Annotated in this window: 13 protein-coding genes; 5 read left to right on the forward strand and 8 right to left on the reverse strand. The window is 53.1% G+C overall.

From position 1 onward, the window contains the following. Positions 1-29 precede the first annotated feature (29 nt). Positions 30-467: a cupin domain-containing protein gene (locus HFP08_RS11820; protein ID WP_168120805.1), complete on the forward strand. Its 438-nt coding sequence runs from the start codon at positions 30-32 to the stop codon at positions 465-467. Continuing rightward, positions 464-2080: a PucR family transcriptional regulator gene (locus HFP08_RS11825; protein ID WP_168120806.1), complete on the forward strand. Its 1617-nt coding sequence runs from the start codon at positions 464-466 to the stop codon at positions 2078-2080. The genes HFP08_RS11820 and HFP08_RS11825 overlap by 4 nt, the downstream gene beginning before the upstream one ends. Before the next feature lie 227 nt (positions 2081-2307). On the opposite strand, the gene HFP08_RS11830 is transcribed toward HFP08_RS11825, so the two are convergent. The 8 genes from HFP08_RS11830 to HFP08_RS11865 all read right to left on the reverse strand — a co-directional run bounded on the left by HFP08_RS11830 (position 2308) and on the right by HFP08_RS11865 (position 13139). Next, positions 2308-3234 (reverse strand): family 43 glycosylhydrolase, encoded by a 927-nt coding sequence (locus HFP08_RS11830; protein ID WP_168120807.1) that lies wholly within the window; start codon positions 3232-3234, stop codon positions 2308-2310. Between the two features lie 30 nt (positions 3235-3264). Further along, positions 3265-4890 (reverse strand): extracellular solute-binding protein, encoded by a 1626-nt coding sequence (locus tag HFP08_RS11835; RefSeq protein WP_240941314.1) that lies wholly within the window; start codon positions 4888-4890, stop codon positions 3265-3267. A 26-nt stretch (positions 4891-4916) separates the two neighbouring features. Next, complete coding sequence (locus tag HFP08_RS11840; RefSeq protein ID WP_168120808.1) at positions 4917-5792, reverse strand: carbohydrate ABC transporter permease; 876 nt, start codon at positions 5790-5792, stop codon at positions 4917-4919. A gap of 18 nt (positions 5793-5810) precedes the next feature. Beyond that, positions 5811-6665, reverse strand: coding sequence for an ABC transporter permease (locus HFP08_RS11845; protein WP_240941327.1), 855 nt, complete (start codon positions 6663-6665; stop codon positions 5811-5813). A gap of 279 nt (positions 6666-6944) precedes the next feature. Then, a complete protein-coding gene (locus HFP08_RS11850; RefSeq protein WP_168120810.1) occupies positions 6945-9188 on the reverse strand; it encodes a helix-turn-helix domain-containing protein in 2244 nt (747 codons plus the stop codon). A gap of 282 nt (positions 9189-9470) precedes the next feature. Beyond that, the gene (locus HFP08_RS11855) at positions 9471-10610 is read right to left on the reverse strand and encodes a toxic anion resistance protein (protein ID WP_168120811.1); all 1140 of its coding nucleotides are present in this window, start codon (positions 10608-10610) and stop codon (positions 9471-9473) included. Positions 10611-10639: 29 nt separating this feature from the next. Beyond that, the gene (locus tag HFP08_RS11860; protein ID WP_168120934.1) at positions 10640-12304 is read right to left on the reverse strand and encodes a vWA domain-containing protein; all 1665 of its coding nucleotides are present in this window, start codon (positions 12302-12304) and stop codon (positions 10640-10642) included. Positions 12305-12341: 37 nt separating this feature from the next. Next, entirely contained in the window at positions 12342-13139 is a 798-nt protein-coding gene (locus HFP08_RS11865; RefSeq protein ID WP_240941315.1) for a hypothetical protein, read from the reverse strand. A gap of 218 nt (positions 13140-13357) precedes the next feature. Between HFP08_RS11865 and HFP08_RS11870 the strand changes: the two genes are divergently transcribed. The 3 genes from HFP08_RS11870 to HFP08_RS11880 all read left to right on the forward strand — a co-directional run. After that, complete coding sequence (locus HFP08_RS11870; protein WP_168120812.1) at positions 13358-14497, forward strand: response regulator; 1140 nt, start codon at positions 13358-13360, stop codon at positions 14495-14497. Positions 14498-14559: 62 nt separating this feature from the next. Beyond that, positions 14560-16251: a sensor histidine kinase gene (locus HFP08_RS11875; RefSeq protein ID WP_168120813.1), complete on the forward strand. Its 1692-nt coding sequence runs from the start codon at positions 14560-14562 to the stop codon at positions 16249-16251. Positions 16252-16909: 658 nt separating this feature from the next. After that, positions 16910-19228, forward strand: a 2319-nt coding sequence (locus tag HFP08_RS11880; RefSeq protein ID WP_168120814.1) for a leucine-rich repeat domain-containing protein, incomplete at its 3' end; no start/stop codon positions are given.

Below are 19228 nucleotides of genomic sequence, written 5' to 3' on the forward strand. Positions count from 1 at the left end.
GACAGGATACAGCAAAGGGGAATGATACTATGAATAAATCGGAAGCGACCAAGGTAATTGCGGGAGACGAAATGGAATGGGGGAAGATGCCTAATCACTGGCATCTCTATCATCGCGAGATTGTGAGTGCGGCGGAGGCCGACGAGATGGGTGTTCGCGCGAGCTCCGTCTTGTGGGAGAAGATCGGCGTTGGCGGAGCCGTTCTGCCCCATTATCATGACGTTGCGGAGATTATCCATATTACCGTCGGCAAGGTAAAGCTGCTTCGCGATGGCGCCTGGACCGAATTCAAGGCGGGAGACACGTTCCATGTGCCTGCCGGGGTCATTCACTCCGTCGCTTGCGTCGGCGATAGACCGAGCGAGCAGATTAGCATCTTCCTCCCGGTCGAGGAGAACGCCCCGGCGAATGCCTACTTCAACACGCATCTTGTTGAAGACAGCTATACGGCGGCGCTTAAAGCATGATTAATGACACACTGAGCTTCTCGTGCCGAAATTTGCTGCTCATTCCCCATTTGCAGGGCTCCGTTATTTTGGCAGGACATAAGGGAATGGGCAGGTCAGTCACCCGGGTTAACGTCATGGAGGTTCCCGATGTCATTGATTATGTGAGGGAGGGGGAATTTCTCATTACGAGCGGCTTCCCTTTCCGCGACCGGCCGGAGCAACTGGCGGAGATTATTCCCGAGCTGGCGGAACGAGGAGTGGCGGCGATTGGAATTAAAACCAAGAGGTATATTGAACGCATCCCGGAAACGGTTATTCGCAAAGCGGATGAATTCGATATCCCATTGATCGAGCTTCCGGTTCGCACCTCCTTCTCCGATGTCGTGCGGGAGGTGATGGAGAATGTTCTTGTGCAGGAGGCTCGCCAGCTTTCTCTGCTGCAGTTCCGCTATCAGAAGCTTTCGCAGAAGCTGCTTCAAGGAAGCGGGATCGATGACTTTTTAAGCGAGCTGGACGACATGCTGCTCAATCCCGTCGTTCTGATGGACGGCTCGGACCAGCTTTATTTCTCACCGTCAGCGAAGGAGGCTCTTCCGTGGCCGGAGGATTCTCCCGAGCGCATCCGGCTTGTCCACGATATACAATTGGGCGTCAACTACATGCTCCTTGGGGAACGCCGAATTCGAGTCTATATCTCCAAGGAGACTGGCCGGAATGCCGATTGCAGCATGCTGCTGCTCGAGTGGAATCAGGCTCTCGCCGATGCGGACATGCTTACGCTTGACCGCATCGGCGCGCTTGTCAGCCTTGAGCTGGCTAATGTTCATGTCCGCCGCGAGGTGGAGTCCAAGTATGTCGATCAATTCCTGCAGGACTGGTTGAATGGCCGCATCATGACCCGGCAGGATCTTCATGCTCGTGCGGAGGCATGCGGCTGCTGGATTCCGGAGGGGAGCAAATTCTGTGTCGCATACTTGAAGAGGTCGGAGTGCAAGGGAGGAGAGAAGCCGCTCTTGCAGGCGATTCAGCACTTTCGCCGTTTGGGCTCCGGAAGGGAAGGCATCTATGCGACGCTGTTAGGCGGCTGCATCGTGCTGCTCCTTGCACATGATTCGCCCGATCATCTCGGACGCCAGTTGGAGAAATGCCGCTATCGGCTGGAGACCATTCGCTCTACGGAAGAGAAGGTTGACTTCTCCTTCTGTATGAGCGATTCCGAGGAGAATCCGATGCGGGTAGGGCTCCAATGCGAGCAAGCGCGCAAGATTCATACGATAAGCGTTGTATGCGACATCTCTGATTCCTTAATAAGCTACAATCAATTGGGGATCTATCAGCTGCTGTATCTGCTGCCCGATTCGGAGCCGGTGACGGAATTTCTGGACAGGCTGGTCAAGCCGCTGCTCGAATACGACAATAAGCACAACACCCTGCTGTTCAAAACGCTTCAATGCTACATCTGTCATAATGAGAATGTCAAGCTGACGGCAGAAGCGCTGTTCGCGCATTACAATACTGTTCTCTATCGAATCGAACGGGCCTATTCGCTGCTGGAGCTTGACCCGGAGCGCGTAAACGACCGTTTGCAGCTCTATATCGCGATCAAGCTGTACGAAATGCGGGACAGCTGAGAAGGGGCGGTCCCAAAAGCAATTTCGTTCGCTTGATGAGATAGCTCACTTGATTGAATGATACGTAAAGAATGAAGAAATGGCGGCGCCTGGGTATTATCCCTGCACCGCCGTTTCCTTAACTCATATCCGCACTCCGATTTCCCCTTGCTTCCATTTCATTGATTTTTCCTTATGGCAGGTATTGTACTTCACCAATGCTTCCGGTTGTTCACTTTCCATATTCGTTAGATCGAAAACTCGCCTTTATTGTAAGGCAGGCCGTTGCGCCAGCCGATTTCGGTCACGGACAGATACCATGTACGGCCCATATCGGCGTTGCCTTGATAGAACAGGTAAGTGCGTCCGTCTTCGTCCGTGAATAAGAAAGGATGACCGGACTCGCAGGCATTCCAGCTGCCGGGGCCTCCATTCGGAAGGAAGGGCTCTTGGGAAAGCCTCGTCCAGGTTATGCCGTCCTCGCTTACGGCGCATCCAATTTGCTGAGGGCAATTGTTATATGCTCCGCCATAGAACATGAACAGCCTTCCTTCCCGATTGCAAACCGCCGCCGCTTCGATGCATTCCTGTTCCCATGGAAGCTCGGGCTTCAGGATGGAGCTGTCGCATGCTTGATGCCAAGCTCCATGGCCGAAGCCTGAATTGAGTTCGGCAATGGCAACGCCTTGCATCTGGGTTTTCCCTAGAGGGTCCCGAGTAGCGAAGTACATAAACAGACGTTCGTCCCACACGATGACATCGGCGTCAATCGCCCTGCCGTTATTCCACTCTCCCGTCGGAGAGAACACCGGATTGGAGCTGTTCTTCGCGAAGCGTAACCCGTTATCGGACACGGCATGGCAAATCGCGTCCTTGGCCCCGTTGCCGTAGGTTTGGTAGAAGAGGTGCACCTTCCCGTCCAGTACGATTGCACCCGGCGCGCATATGCCGTTCTTCTCGCATTCCTGTTCGGGGTTAATCTCGCCAATCTTCTCCCAGTCCCGAAGATTGAAGCTTCGGGCCACGCCGATCCCCCTTCCGAGGCCCCATTCCGACTTCATTGCAGGCGATTCATTAGGCGCCATGGAGTAATACATGTAATAGATTCCGTTTAATTTGACAACGGCTGGATCTTTGGCGAAAGCTCTTCCCCGATCTGTATCCGCGAATAACATGATTGTTGTTTCTCCTCTCTGAACGGCTAGTTATTTGACAATGAATTTCCACATATCTTTTGCCAGGAACGCTTTCTCAGAATTATTGCTGTACCAGTCTTCGTAGAAGGCTTCAAGCTTGTCGCCTCCCGATTTGTTCCAGAGCTCTTGGGCGTCCTTATAAGCTTGTTCGATGGTGTAAGAGGGTCCGGATACAATCGCCTTGTTGTAGATGTCCCCGATCTTCGACACATTAGTGTTGATGATGTTGAGATCCTCGGGAAGCGTCGGCATGTGCTCGCCGTAGGTGATGGGCGCATATTCCACATCGTCGCTCAGATTGGCCTCGTTATTTTCCTTGATGAGTCTGAGGAAATCCTTCTCCAGAGGCTTCGAGGGATCCAACTGACTTTGAATGTCGGTACAGGCTCCCAGCTCGATTCGGGAGAGAAGCAGTTGGAAATCAATATTCCATGATACTTCTTTGTTGAATGTCTCCGCGTCGATCGGCTGCAGGCATCCATTGGCCCCCTTTGCCGAATCCTTCCCTTCCAGACCGTAGCGAAGCATTTCGCCGGCGGAGCGGGATGCCATGAAATCGATGTACGCCATCGCTGCTTCCGGGTCTTTGGTTTTGGCATTAATGATAGTGGTCATCTGTACCGGGTTGTTGACGCCGATAGCGAATTGGCCAAATTCGGATTTTGGCAGCTTGATCGCTTGGACCTCGGCGCTTGGAACGTTCGTCTTCAATTGCTCATAATACTGGTTAAAGTTAACCAAATCTATTGTTCGGCCCACGAAGATGCCGATTTTGCCGTTGTTCCAATCCTGTTGGGCCTTCTGTCCGTTCTTATCGGCAAGAAAGTCCTTGTCGACCAAGCCGGAATCGTACAGCCGTTTCTTAAAGGCGTTGGCTGCATTCTCCTGTTCCCAGCCTCGCACCAGCTTGCCCCCTTCAACCACCCATGTCACGTTGCGGAACATGGTGTTGATCGTGCCGCCCGTTTCCCCGCTTAAGGCAATCCCGAAAGTGTCGTCTGCCCCATTGCCGTCAGGATCCTGTTCGGTGAAGGCTTTGGCTACCGCAAACAGCTCTTCCGTGGTTTGAGGCACTTGGAGTCCCAACTCGTCCAGCCAATCCTTCCGAATGAACAGCGCTTGGAAGCCGACTAGCGGGGATACCCTGCCGAATTCGTACATCTGCCCATCTGGCTTGGTAGCCGCTTTTCTAATCTCAGGATATTGCTCCAACAACTGCTTGTATTCGGTGCTGCTATTCTCGATCAAATCATCCACGGGCATAATCATCTTCTGCTGATACATCTGATCGCGGAAGCGGGTATCGAATTCGAACACAACATCCGGCGCGTCGCCGGAGGCAAACAGCAGATTCAGCTTCTGGACCGCCTCGCCGCGCGGGATTGGAACGTATTTGCCGTTGACGGGGCCGTTCTCGTTCAGCCACTTGGTCCAGCGATTGTTGTCGATCGTCCCCATCTCCTGAGGCACATTGCCCCGGTCGTAGATGGATATGGAGAGCGACGGCTTTTCTTTCGTCGACGATGATGTGCCGTTATCAGCTTCCTTCGTGTTATTGGAGCAAGCTGTCGCAATGGCTGCGCAAGCCATTATTCCCGTCAGCGTCAAAGCCAGCTTCCTGGTTTTCGTTTTCAATTTGCATTTCCCCCTTGTTTGGATGGTTATCCTTTAACGGCGCCGATCATAACGCCCTTTACAAAATATTTCTGCAGAAACGGATAGACGATCAGCATAGGCAAAACCATGATGATTATGGCTGCCGAGTTCACCATATCCGGAGATAGAATAAGCTGCTCGGACGATTCAAGGCCATTCATCTGAGCGAGCATCACCTGGCTCTGTATCATTTGTTGAACTAATACCGCGATATTGTATTTGTCAGGCTCATTAATGTACATCAAGACGCTGAAGAAGGAATTCCAATACCCGACGCCATAGAATAAAGCAAGCGTGGCAAGAACCGGCATAGAGAGCGGCAGGACGATCCGAAGCAGATAACGCCATTCGCCGCATCCATCCATTCTGGAGGCTTCGTCAATTTCTCCGGGAATATTCTCGATGAAGGTTCGCAGAACCAGTAAGTTGAATACGCTTACGAGCCCCGGCAGCCACAGAGCCCAATAGGTATTGATAAGCTCCAGATTGCGGATGGTCAAATAAGTGGGGATTAACCCCCCGTTGAACAGCATCGTGAACACGATGCCCAGCATAAATACCCGGCGACCCCGGAAATAGGTTCGAGAGAGCGGATAGGCGGCAAGGATGGTGAACGCCATGCTGAGCGTGACTCCGACCAACGTGATGATCACGCTATTGGTAAGAGAGGATGCGATGGGGCTGCGCTCAAAAAGCTGCGAATACGCCGCAAATGTTATCTCTACCGGGAACAGGCTGACACGGCCCGCAGAGACGGCTTGAAGCGAGCTGGTCGAAAGCGATGCAATATGCATCAACGGCAGCAAGCACAGCAGGGCCACAACGGTCAAACTCAGATAAACACCTGCCATATAAATACGTTCTGTCATCGAAGGCTTCATAAGAAGGTCACCGCCTTGTTACCATAATCCATTTCCGAACCTCCTGGCAATGGCGTTGGTACTAAGAACCAGAAGGAAGCCAACCAGCGATTCGAATAATCCGATTGCCGATGTCAGGCTGAACTGCGAGCCCATCAATCCGACCTTGTAGATATAGGTGCTAATGACTTCCGAGACGTCCGAAACGGTGGAATTCTGCAGCATATAGATTTGATCGAAGCCTACTTCCATCACCCTGCCCATAGACAGAATTAACATGAGCACGATCGTCATCTGCAATCCCGGCAAAGTCACATGGCGGATCTGCTTCCACTTAGAGGCGCCGTCAATGCTGGCCGCTTCATACAGCATCGGGTCGATATTGGATAGAGCCGCCAGATAGATAATGGCGCTGAAGCCGGCTTCCTTCCAGATGCCTGAGCCTACGAAGATCGAAAGCCAGGAGCCTTCGCGGTACAGGAATGGATACGCATGGCCCGTGACGCTCTCCCACCACTCGCTGACAATGCCGTTCTGCTGGGAGAAGATTGTTACGATAATTCCGCTTACGATAATCCAAGAGAAGAAGTGGGGCAGATACACGAGCGTCTGAACCAGCCGCTTGAACCACATGCGGCGGACCTCATTCAACAGAATAGCGAGAATAATCGGGAACGGAAAGCCGATGATGATCGACATGAGACTTAGCATCAGCGTATTGCGGATGATCTGCATCGTGGTGGGCGTGCTGAACAGGAAACGGAAATTATCGAATCCGACCCACGGACTGTGGAGAATGCCATCCATTAGATTGTATTTCTTGAATGCGATAATCGCCCCGCCCATCGGTACATATTTGAAAATAACAAAGAATGCAAGAATGGGAACGAACATCAGATAGAGGGGCAAATTTCGCCTCCAGATCGCGTTGATGGGAATCACCTCCTGATCCTTATTAAGGGTGTGCCGCTTCCTGCAGGATCGCTTTAAGCACATTTAGAATATAGGGCATGGAATCGGCTCCGATCAATTGTCCATTTTCGCTGGATTATCATTTGTGTCAATTGGAACGTAAAAGGGCCGTTTCCTCAAGCGGAAACGGCTTCGCGGCGGCATGGCGTCGCGATAAATAAGTAAAGGGAAATAAGCAATTTTCGCCGATTAACAATTACGTTATGATGGTCCAGACACAGACAGCTTCCGATATTCGCCCGGAGTCTGGCCGGCATGTCTCTTGAAGGTTCGGATGAAGGAGATGACCTGAGGATAGCCCACTTTCTGGCTGATGGTCTGGACTGGCAGATCCGTTTCCTTCAGAAGCCGCTCCGCCTCTTTCATTCTCAGCTCCTTCACGTAATCGACAAAGCGAATCCCCGTGCCGGCTTTGAACAGCTTGCTGACAAGTCTTGGAGCCAGCCCAAAGGTATCGCCGAGCAGATCGAGCGACAGGTCGGAATTGGCGTACTGACTATTCACATAGTTGACCACCTGCTCGACCGCCGTCATCTTCGGTTCCGTATGCCGCCACTCGCGCAAGGAGTCGAAGATGGCTTGCAGGAATACCAGAAGGCCTTCTTCCATATCCTGATTCAGTTCTTTCGCGAGGATCGCCGCAGGCGGATATCGACGGAAGATCTCCATCCAATTGGAGAGCAGCGCCTCTGGCAGATCGTTCATCTCCTTCTCCAGGGAGTAGAAGATATACCCGATCACCTCGGCGCACTGATCTCGCAGCAATTCGTCCTGTCTCATCTCGGCGAACAAGCGTTGGAACAGGTCGGACCAAGTCGGATCGGCAGCGCGGAGCAGCTTCGCGAGCTGCTTGGCGGTTGTCAGGTGGGCATACAAATCTCCCTTGGCGTCCAGCTTCCATTCCGTTGCGGGATAGACCTTGTTATATCCATGATGGGTTCGGTACTGGCCCGCCTGCACCGCTGCGCGGTAGGAGAGATGAATGTCCTCGCTCTCCTCGGCCGTGCTTCCCAGATAGAGGGAGACGGTGAATTGGAGATTATCCGCAACCCAGCATCTCAGCTCGTTGGCAATGCCAAGCACAGACGCCGAGTCCTGCTCTTCTCCCTGCTCTTCTCCAATGTACAGAATGGAAATCAGTTGATCCGCCTCCTTCCACTCGGACCAGACGGTCATGCCGTGGTTGCCGCATATTTCGTTCCAGACGCCTTGAACGGCGAATTTCAACAGACTCTGATCGCGCTTGCTGTAGGCGGAGGAGAATTGCTCGTGGTTGTCCAGCACCGTTACGACCACAAGCGTGGATACGAATGAAGCGGGCAGCTCCAATTCGCCGGCCTCCTGCTCCCATTCGGAGGCGTTCAATGAGAAATTCCCGTCGATCAATTCGTAAAACCAATATCGCTTGCGAATAAGCAGATCATCCTGATGCTTGGCTTCATATTCGTTCGTCTTCTCGATCAGATTGTCCAGAGCGATCGATATGAATTGAAATTCATTATGATTGCCGCCCTTGCCGAACTGCAGACTGCGCTTCAGCGTATAACGGTCGATTTGCATCATGATCTGCTCGATCGGTTTGTAATTGCGGTGCGTGACATAGGTGAGCACCAGAATGCTCAGCAAGATGGCAACCAGCGTCGGCAGCGTCCAACCATCCAGAAAGACGGACATGAACCGCTCCTCGGATTGGGGTATGCCGACGGTAAGCCGCCATCTGGTATAGGCGGATTCGGCACGGCTTAATCCCCAATCCGCCAGAGGCGGCTCGTTCGCCTGATACATGGGCGCATCATTGCTCCCGACAAGCTCCAGATAGCTGGAGGTATCCGCGTTGACGGTCTTCAGCAGGCTCTGGATTGCTCCAAGCTTAATGTTGACCACGATCACGCCTTTTCCGGCGGTCGAAGTAATCGGGACGCGCTTGACCAGAGACACTACCTCCTGCGGAGAGTCGGAGGCAAACTGACGGAACTGGCGCGGGGAAGACCAGCCGCCTGTATCGGCTGCGCTCGTTGCTTCTCGCAGGAAATCCTCGTCCGCAAAGGAGCCGTCGAACTTGAAGAAAGCGTTCGTTGTAATGACCTCGTCCGTGGAGGCTTTGAACATATAAACATCGCCCGTGATCGGAAACAGGGTTTTCATATCCGACAAGCGATTGGAGATTTCCATAACAGTGTAAGGGGGCGCAGCTTGCGAGCTGTTGAGATAGTCTCCGATTAGTTCATCGGTCAGCATGGTCTGAATAACGGATTTTTCGATGGTCTTCAAGGATGAATCCAGAACGCTGGTCACATGGGAGGTGAAGAGCCCGTTTGTATTCTGGATTCTCACCTTCGTTTCCGAATTCCATTTGGCATAGAAGAACAAGGTCAAGGCCAGCACCAGGAAGAGCAGGATAGGCGCGTAGGACAACAACATGCGGTAGAACCATTTTTTCTTCATACTTTCCCCCGTCTTGCATCTATTTCTGCGTTCAAAAAAATTCGCTGATATAGTTATATTAAAGGAAATCGGCAGCGAAATGCATCCCAAAGTTATAATTCTCATTTCCTTGTTTGATGAGGATGGTAGGCTGGCCGTCGAGGACCTCGCGCGCTTTGACCGAGCGAGGGGAAATCATATATGCTGCCTGCTCCAAGCACGAAAGAAACCTTTCCGATTGGCTATACGGTCGGCCTGCGCCCGCCATTGCCAGGGAAAGGTTTCTCATTTCGTTTACGGCGTCTACAGCCCCAGCTTGTTGCCTCGCTCGAGGCGCTGAATTTGCTGCTCGCCGGTATCGGCCAGCTCGCGGAATTGGCTAATGGTCTCGCGCATCCGAGGCAGCGCCTCCTGCTTGTAGGCGCTGATCGAGTCGAGCGCCGACAGCACGTCGGTGAAGGCTTGCTTCATCGTATCGACCGAGATATTGGCCTCCAACGACTGCTTGTGAATCGCCGCTCCCTGCTCCTTGAGCATTCGGGACGTGCCGGAGATCAATTCGTTCGTCGTCTGGTTGAGCAGCTCGATCTTCTTGAGCACGATCTTCTGGTTATACAGCGCGCTCGCGACGGTGACGGCGATCTTGAGCGCCGACACGGTCACGTTCTGAGCGCGGTCGACGCCCCGAATCAGCTCCTTGTTGTTGCGAATGACAACCTCGATTGCCATAATGCCCTGCTGATTGACCACCTGCATCTGCTGCAGGTCCATCAGTCTCTGACGCAGCGGGAACATAACCTCCTCCGTAATGAACCGGATCTTCTCAGGGTCCTCGTTGCGCCGCTTCGCCGCTTCCATCTGTTGCTCGATCGAAGCGTCCATCAACGTGCCAAGCTCAATCTCCTTCTGAAGCTTCTTCGTCAGGTCGCGCAGCGACTGCTGCTCGATCTCGAGCGTCGTATTGTCGTTCCTGAGCGTCGTCTTGCCCTTGTCCAGCGAGACGATGATATCCGAGATGACGTTGTCGGCTTTCTCGAATCTCGCAAAGTACGCCCGCAGCGGGTTGAACAGCTTGCCGAGCAATCCGCGTTTGGCGAAGTCGACGGCGCTGGGATCAAGATCCTTCAATTGCATGTTCAGCTCGGCGAGTCCCTGGGCAACCTGTCCGCCTTCTTCGCCTGTTCTGGACAAATTGCCTACCGTTATTTGCAGCAGCTGATTTTTTTCCGAAGAGGCGCGCATCGTCCCTACTCCGAACGTATCGATGGATTGGAGAATATCCTTGCGCTTGTCGAGCGATTCGATATCGAGCGACATAATCGCCTGAACGTTGGCGTCCGCCATCTGCCGCAGCTCCGCGACTTCCTCCGGGACCGGCTTCACTTCCTCCTCGATCGCGACCTTAATCACTTCCTGGCTTGGCACTTCCATTGTAAATGACATTCCGCGTTCACCTCCCATGGTCATAGATCCTACATTTGAACATTGAACAAATTGCCAAGCTTGTAGACGACATCGTCTGTATCCGCGTTAATGCTGGCGGCTTCGTTGATGCTCGAGATTTCCTGGAGCGCCGCGATGTCAGCATTGTAGCCTACCGTATAGATCGGAATCTTGTAATATTCGACCAGGCCCTGAACCTCCTTGAGCTTATGGCCTTCGTTGGTCTCTCCGTCGCTCAGGACGAAAATCAACGGCTTGACGTTCGGGTTATCCGCCATATAGTCCTGAAGCAGCTTGAGCGCGACGACGATGCCGTCGAAGGTCGCGGTGCTTCCTCCGGCCTGCAAGCTGTCCACCGCTCCGACGAACAGGGACTGCTGGTTCGTATCGTACTTGCCAATCGGGAGATTGACCGCGACATCGCTCGAGTAAGACACGAGACCGATGCTGTTGTCCCGGCCGAGATACTTCTGGCCCTGCACCAGCGACTCCTTGAGCCGGTTCAGCGGTTCGCCGTCCATGCTGCCCGAGACGTCCGCAACGAATACCGCGGCAATCGGCTTGCTGCCGTTTTTCTTCTCCTTCCACACCTTCTGAGCAGCGATCAATACGCTGCCTTCGATGCTGCCAAGCCCGGACTGATAATCCTCAGGACCGTTGAAGCCCTTGTCCTTGGCTGTTTTCTGGTATTTGTCCTGCGCCGCGAACTCGGCGAATTTCTGAATAATCTCCAGCTTGACTCCGGATACTCCGCCAAGAGCATAGAGCGGACTGTCATGTCGCGCGCCGAAAGGAGTGAAGACATAAGCGCCCTTCAACTCTGCAGTATTGACGAAGGTTTGATATTCCAGCACGAAGCCGTCGAGCGCGCCGGATTTGGCGGCATCCCGCATTTGCAGCGTTGTGGAGGCAATGAACGGCACATTGGCCTGAAAGCTCTCGAAGTCCTGCACCGCCTTGTCGCTGAGCAGGTTCGCGCTGTCGAAGGTCTGAAGCGCTGTCACAAGGAAATTCAGGCCGGTCGAGCTTGCGAACGGATCTGTATAGCCCATGGAGAACTCTCCAGCCGTAATCGCGTCGACCACGGTCTTGACGGTGACCTCGCCGTATTCCTGCACGAACGCATCATACTTCGCCTTCGAGATGACGATACCGGGAACGTTGCCGGCGAGCCGCTCGGTTACAAGCTGAGCATTGACGCCGGAGGCCTTCACCATCTCGCCCCATAGCTCATTGGAGGGTGTATACGCATCGGGCAAATATTTGCCTGACCGGATGTAATCCGCGGCCGTTCCCGAAGCGATATTGCGCAGCTTGACCGAGACAGGCTTCCCGTTCACCGTGATGCCCGCCTTGTTGAAATCCTTTGCGACATCCGTCAGCCAGCCGTCATCGCCAGTGCCTGCCTTCTCCGTCGAGGAGAAAATCTCCGCGTAATCGGTCGTCGTACTGTCCGCCGTGATGGGGAATTTGGAGATATCCGGCAGCGAGGCGGCTACATCGACCGGATCGAGATCGATCTGTCCTTTGACAGGCTCTTCCATCGTAATATCAATATTGTCGTACAGCTTGCCTAGCTGCTTGACCGCATCCTCCGTCGCCAATTGCTTGTCGGTCTTGCCCCAGTTTGTGGACAGATTAACGCCGATGTAGACGACGGCAAACACGATAACGAGAAGGATTCCGGTAATCATCAGAAATTTTTTGCCGTTGTTCAAAGTATCGCACTCCTTACTGTTTATAATATTTGGTCTGCCGAATTAACGAATCAATCTCAAGCATGGCAGGCATCCGTTCAATGTCGCTTGATTCCATGTCGTCCAATCGGGAAATCTCGAGAAGCAGCTTGTCGAGCTTAAGCAGCATCTCTTCGTTCGTTCCGACTGCATGCTTGATGTAGGCCATATACTCGGTATAAAATGCCGTCTTCTCCTGCAGCAGCTTGGGCGAGTACCGCGCCGACTTGCGCGTCATCACCCGCTCATATTCGGCTGCGTCGAACACGCCAAGCCTGTTCAGGATGCTCTTGATGTTCAGGTAGAATAAATTCTCGACCTCGCCTGCAACGGCTGCAAACTTGGCAAAGCTCATCTCAGCCGGATTGAATCGCTGCTCCAGCACCTTGAGCAGCGTCGCCTTTCTCTTGTCCATGCGTTCCATCTGCTCCAGCGTCATCGACACATCTTCCTCCAGCGCCCTGATACGGCTGTAAGGAGCAAGCGCATCCTCGAAGTCTTCGCGGGTCTTGATTCGGTCCGGAGTCAGAACGACGGGCGCCTTGTACAGCCATTTGTAGCTTCCGTAGATGAGCGCGATCGCACTGGCGGTCAGCAGCGTAACGCCGAGAGCGGTTTCCAGCGCGCTGCCCCCGATGGTTACGCCGACGAAGGCGGGAGAGAGAAGCAGGATGTCGACGGCGACCGTCGCTGCCGTGAGTCCCAGCATCTTTAGGTAATGGTTTGCAGCCACGCCATGCAGCCCCTTTCGCTTCGGTGTAAGATCGTCAGGTCTTGCAATCCCTTTTTCCATTAAATACTATCATATAATATCGGGGTTGGGGGGAAGAAAAGTTAACAATCGCGGCCTCGCAGCTTTCTTGAATCTATATACGTTGGATTCATCCATGCGTTTTCGTTTTTTCACAATATATATTTGGAGAGAAGCTGGGGTTATAATGAAAGGAGGGTTACGGGAGAGGCTTATGTTGATGGGGCTCTTGCCGCGTTGCGATATTGGAGGGGGACACAGTGATCAAGGTACTTATCGTAGATGACGAGCCGGCGATGCTGGCTGTTATGAAGCGCAAGCTGCGGCGCATCCATGATGTCGTCGTCGCGGGAAGCTGTCGGAATGCCGCTCAAACGCTGGAATGGATAAGCAGGGATTCTGCCGATCTGATTTTCATTGATATTAAGATTGCGGAGGACAATGGCCTGGATTTGGCGAGGCGAATCAGAGACATCGACGGAGCTGTCGATCTCGTCTTTGTCACCTCTCACAGCGAGTATGCGATGGACTCGTTCGAGGCCTATCCGCTGGATTATATCGTAAAACCAGTCTCGCAGAGCCGCCTGGAGCGGACGATAGTTCGCGCCGTCTCCAGGCGGTCCGAGGCTGCAAGGGCTGAAAAGGAAGAGGCAATGGCATGCAAGCTGCAGATTCGAGGCCTCGGCGGACTGGAGGTAAGCGGGAGGAACGGCATGGTCAAATGGGTGTCGCGAAAGAGTGCGGAATTATTCGCCTATTTGCTGCTTCAGAGGGGAAGAGAGACGCCCAGAAGCCGTATTATCGAGGATGTCTTTCCCGACATGCCGATTGACAACGCCAACCGTTATTTGAATACAGCGGTTTATCAACTGCGTAAAATGCTTCAGTCCCAAGTGGAGAGTGAGGTTGTGCTATCCTCCCGAGAGGAATATTCGCTGGCGATGGAGAGGATCGATGCGGATTTTATTGCCTTTGAGCGCTGTGCAGCCCTCTCCGGCGAGTGGGACGAATCCGAGTTGGAAGAGAGCATGCATTGGGAAAGCCGTTATGCAGGTGAATTGTTCGAAGGCAAATCGTATCTGTGGGCGGTCGGCGAGCGAGCACGGTTGGACGAGCTGTATGCCGTGTTCGCGAAGCGAATGATACGAAATTTGCTGCGCGTCGGACGGAAGGAAGAAGCGTCAGTAGTGGCGCAAAGGCTGGCTCTCCGATATGAGCTCGATGAAGAGGCGAATGCACTTCTGCTGCGCGTCTATCGCGAGCTGAACGATATCACTGCCTTGCGGAAGCATTATCAACGCTTTGCCGAGCACTATAGGCAGGAGATTGGCGTTCCCGTGCCGTCTGAATTTGCGGAGCTGTATCAGCAATGGTTGCCCCATAACGGCATAGAGGTATAGAACGGCAACAGGGGAAACAAAGGAGTTGGACAATTATCGGAAGCTCGATTTCCAATACCGCCATGATTTTGTCGGTTGTGCTGACAGGAATATTGGCCGTTTACGCCTATATGTATCGCAGGGAACGTGGAGTGCGCTATTTCGTCTGGGTGATGATATGCCGAATTGTCTATACCGTGGCAGTTATCCTGGAGCTCAATAGCGACGGCTTGCAAGCCAAGCTGTTGTTTCGGCAGTTGGAGAATTCATCGCTCATTATGACCGTCCCCGTAATGGTGCTGTGCGTGCTTGATTTTCGCGGTATGGAGCGGTGGCTGAAGCCCAAGCCTCGCTCTGCGTTGCTTGCGGCTTTTGCGGCATGGACCATGCTGGTGTGGACCGATGGCTCTACGGGATGGATCAATACGTCTGCCAATATTGTTGATGGTTATTTAATGGTTTCCAAGTCCGCATTTGCCATCGCGCTCAATTTAATGGCGTACGGCATTCTTGCTTTATGCGCTTTTTTCCTTATTCTCTTTTTGAGGAGAGCGCGTCCAGATATACGTAAGCCAGGCATGTGGCTGGTGGCATTCGGAAGCTTGGCATTCCTGGCGGAAATCGTGAAGACCTCCAATCCCGACTGGTCGGCCTGGCTGCTTCCGATATCAGCCTATACCGGCTTCTGCGCGATGGCAATGCTGCTAATTATTATGCGCAACCGACTGTTCTCCATCGTGCCCATGGCTAGGGATATCGTGATGGAATCGATGGAGGAAGGCATTCTGATTGTGAATGAGAGGGGAAAGATCGTAGACAGCAACCCCCTTATGGACAGACTGCTAAGCTTGAGCTCGGAAGGCAAGCCGGTTGGACGCTACGTAAGCGAGCTTCTGGGGGAATGGCCGAATTGGCTGAGCGCTTGTTTGGAGAATCAGCACGGCAGACTTGAAATCGGCAACGAGGAGCAAGGCGCGGTGAAGTCTTATCTGGTCAAGGTCTACCCGATAAACGAAACAAAAAGGCTGGGTACGGTCTCCCTGCTAGTCGATATTACCGATAAGCAGAGGTCGCTTGAGCAAATTGCGCGATTAAACGGAATGAAGGATCAGCTGTTTACAGTCGTCTCGCATGATATTCGAGATCCGTTGGCCGTCCAGGTCACTGTGGTAGAGGAGTTGGAGCTTCAACAGGCTGTCATGGACGCAGAGAGCAGAGAGCTCTTTATGGCGCTAGGCAAGCAAATTCGAAATTCATACGAGCTGGTCGAAAATGTGCTGGAGTGGTTTCGCGGGCAGCGAGAGGGTCTGATGCTGCATCCTCAATCGCTGCGAATCAGCGAGCTGCTGGAGGATGTCTTTCAAGCCATGCAGTTCAAGAGCGAAGAGAAGGGCGTTAGGCTGCAAAGCGTTGTTTCAGAAGAGCTTCTGGCGCGCGCGGATCGAGAAACGACGATGCTCATTCTGCGCAATATTTTATCCAATGCAATCAAGTTTTCCTACAGGGGCGGCCTGGTGAAGGTGAGCGCGGAGACGGAGGGCGATCGCGTTATCGTGACGATTCGCGATTTCGGCACCGGTATGGATGCTCAGCAACTCGGAGCGCTGTTCGATGAAGCTCGCTTTCACTCTCGTATTGGAACGGAGGGAGAGAAGGGAGCGGGACTTGGCTTGCTCGTGAGCTTGCAGTTTGCGAGGCTCGGGGGAGGCCGTATTTGGGCGGATAGTCGTCCAGGGGAAGGAAGTGCCTTTCACTTCGCATTGCCAAAGGGCTGATTGCGGCATAGGAGCCGTTCGAATCCGTGTATGCGGTTCGGACGGTTTTTTGTGCTCCTTTATAGAATTTATAAAATTTTGAGGCGGGGTGGTCTTCCGACCCGTTCTTGTTTTGTGATGGTGGGTCTGGGCCCGTCAGGAATAAAGTCTATGGTTGTACACGATCATAGCGGACCGTAGATGCGTTATTTCGGCAAATGGAGCTGTTTTTAAGATTTCGCGGACAGAGATGCACTTATTTGCGAGAAAACAGCGTTTTTTTTGATTTTTTGAGGAAATAGCGTCTCCTGTGTCCATGAAAGTGAGCAATCTCCGTTTTTTTCACAAATAGGGTATTCTGTGTCCGCTTGTTTGTAACTCGACGCAGTGGAAGGTATATTCTTGGCTTGTATAAAATTTCGGGTAGGCTTGGATGCAGCCAGGCGGAAAGCTAACGAAGATGTATGAGGCTGTCTATTCATTGTGGAACAATTGGGATATGACCACTTTTGTATGATTTTTCATACAACCACTTGTACAAAAGCGAATTTCATACAAACATGGGTGCATTATGCCAATTCTTCTCGAATGCCTCCAATAGTTTCATTAAGGTTTCATCGGCAATTGCTAGGATGAGAGGACAAGAAACCAAAATCGCGAAACATTGGAGTGAAAGAGAATGAATGGTAATAGGAAACAGAGTTTCAAGCGGGTTGCAATCTGCCTGCTCACAATAGTTGTGCTGTTCCCCTTCGGTTGGCTGGCGCCTATGAAGGTTGTGTTTGCGGAAACAGATGGAAACTATGTCTATTCGGACAATGGGGGCGGCACAGCGACGCTTTGGTCGTACGGGGGGACGGACACCAATCTTGTCATTCCCGAAAAGGTCGGCCCTGACGACGGGCTAACCGTCACGGCTCTTGCTAGCGGCATTTTTGTCAACAGAGGGTTGATCTCGGTTGCGCTTCCGTCGGGATTGACGAGTATCGGCACGAATGCTTTCTACGGCAATGACTTGACGAGTGTTGAATTGCCGGATGGACTTGTCAGCATTGGCGACAGCGCCTTCGACGGCAATGACTTAACGAGCGTGGTGATTCCGGACTCGGTGACGAGCATGGGAACGCGGGCGTTCGCCGTCAATCAATTGACGAGCGTCACTTTATCCTCCGGTCTGACGGCTTTGGCTAATCAGGCCTTCACGGGCAACAAAATAACGAGTGTGACGATTCCCGAAGGGGTTGTTTCGATTGGCAACAATGTGTTTGCCACCAATAATCTGACGAGCGTCATGCTGCCGGACAGTTTGCAGACGATCGGCTCGTCGGCCTTTTCCTATAATCAAATTTCAAGCCTGGTTGTTCCGGAGCAGGTTACATCGATAGGCAGATATGCTTTCTATAGCAACAGTCTGACCAGCTTGCAGCTTCCGGATGGTTTGACGTTGCTTGACGACAACTCTTTTGGATTGAATAAGCTGACGAGTGTGACGATACCGAAGCAATTGCAAACGATTGGCGTAGATGCTTTTAAAAACAATGAGATTGCGAGCTTGACGTTTCCGGAAGATGCCGAGCTGCTCGAAATCTATTCGTATGCATTCTCGGGCAATAAACTGACCTCCTTGACGCTGCCGGGCAAGCTTGTCCGGTTGCATCCCTACGCGTTTGCCTACAACGATCTTACAAGCGTAGAGCTGCCGGATGGCTTGGATTCGATTAATATGGCTGTTTTTCTAGGAAACGAGTTGATGGAAGTGACGATTCCGCGTTCGGTTACATCGCTTGGAGGAGATGTTTTCCTCAATAATAAGCTGACTCGGGTGACTGTGCTGAGCAGTGAAACGGCAATTAGCGGCTATACGTTCCGGTTTAATCAGACTGCGACGCCCGCAAATCTGACAATTGTCGGTTTTCCGGGCTCTACCGCCGAGTTGAACGCGACAGATAATTCGTACACATTCGAGAGATACGGTCAGGCGCTGTTGGATGCTCTCGATGCCGCTAACGAAAGATTGACCGATCATGGGGAGGGAGGGAGCGCAGGAGAGGCTTCGCAGACTGCGCGCTATGAGCTGCAGACCGCTGTGGATGCGGCTCAGACGGTTGCGGACGATCTAGCGAATGTCGATCCCGATCCGCTAGAGGATGCGACGATAGCGCTTGAGGATGCAATCGACGACTTCGATGCGGCTGTAGTGCAAATTTCGATTGCCCTGCCCGCGGACAGAACGTACGGCAAGGATGATGTGCTTGCCTTCACAGTGTCTTATGCCGATCCGGTGACGGTTGTCGGAGCTCCGGTTATTAAGCTGAGTATCGGCAACAGCGGAATGGAGCAAGAGGCGGACACCGAGTATACGGGCGATGTGGGAGTTCCGGTGAACGATTTGATGTTCGAGTACAAAGTGCCGCTCGGATGGATGGATGCGGACGGAATTGGGGTGGCTGATGCGATTCAATTGCCTGCTGGGGCAGACATTACGGTCTCCGGCGGCGGCACGGCGGAATTAACGTACGGGAACCCTGGCGATACGAGCGGTATCCGGATTGACTCGATGCCGACGGATGCCGAGGCTGTGGCGTTAGACAAAGAGTTGCTTGCGATCGCGTACGCATCAGGAGACAGCGCGTCGAGCGTGACGCAGGACGTTGGCTTGCCGACAAGCGGCGGCAGCGGAACCACGGTGACGTGGAGCAGCGACGCGCCGGGCGTGGTCGGAGAGGACGGCGCGGTAGTGCGACCGAGCTACACGACAGGCGACGCATCGGTGACGCTGACAGCGACGATCGCGAAGGGAAGCGAAAGCGTGACGAAGACGTTCGTACTAACGGTGGTGAAGCTTGCGCAGAGCGACGCTGAGGCGGTGGCGGCAGATAAGCTGGCGTTGGAGATTGCGTACGAATCGGGGGACAGTGCGTCGAGCGTGACGCAGGACGTTGGCTTGCCGACAAGCGGCGGCAGCGGAACCACGGTGACGTGGAGCAGCGATGCGCCG

This window comes from Paenibacillus sp. HB172176, from assembly GCF_011947265.1.
Lineage (GTDB): Bacteria > Bacillota > Bacilli > Paenibacillales > Paenibacillaceae > Pristimantibacillus.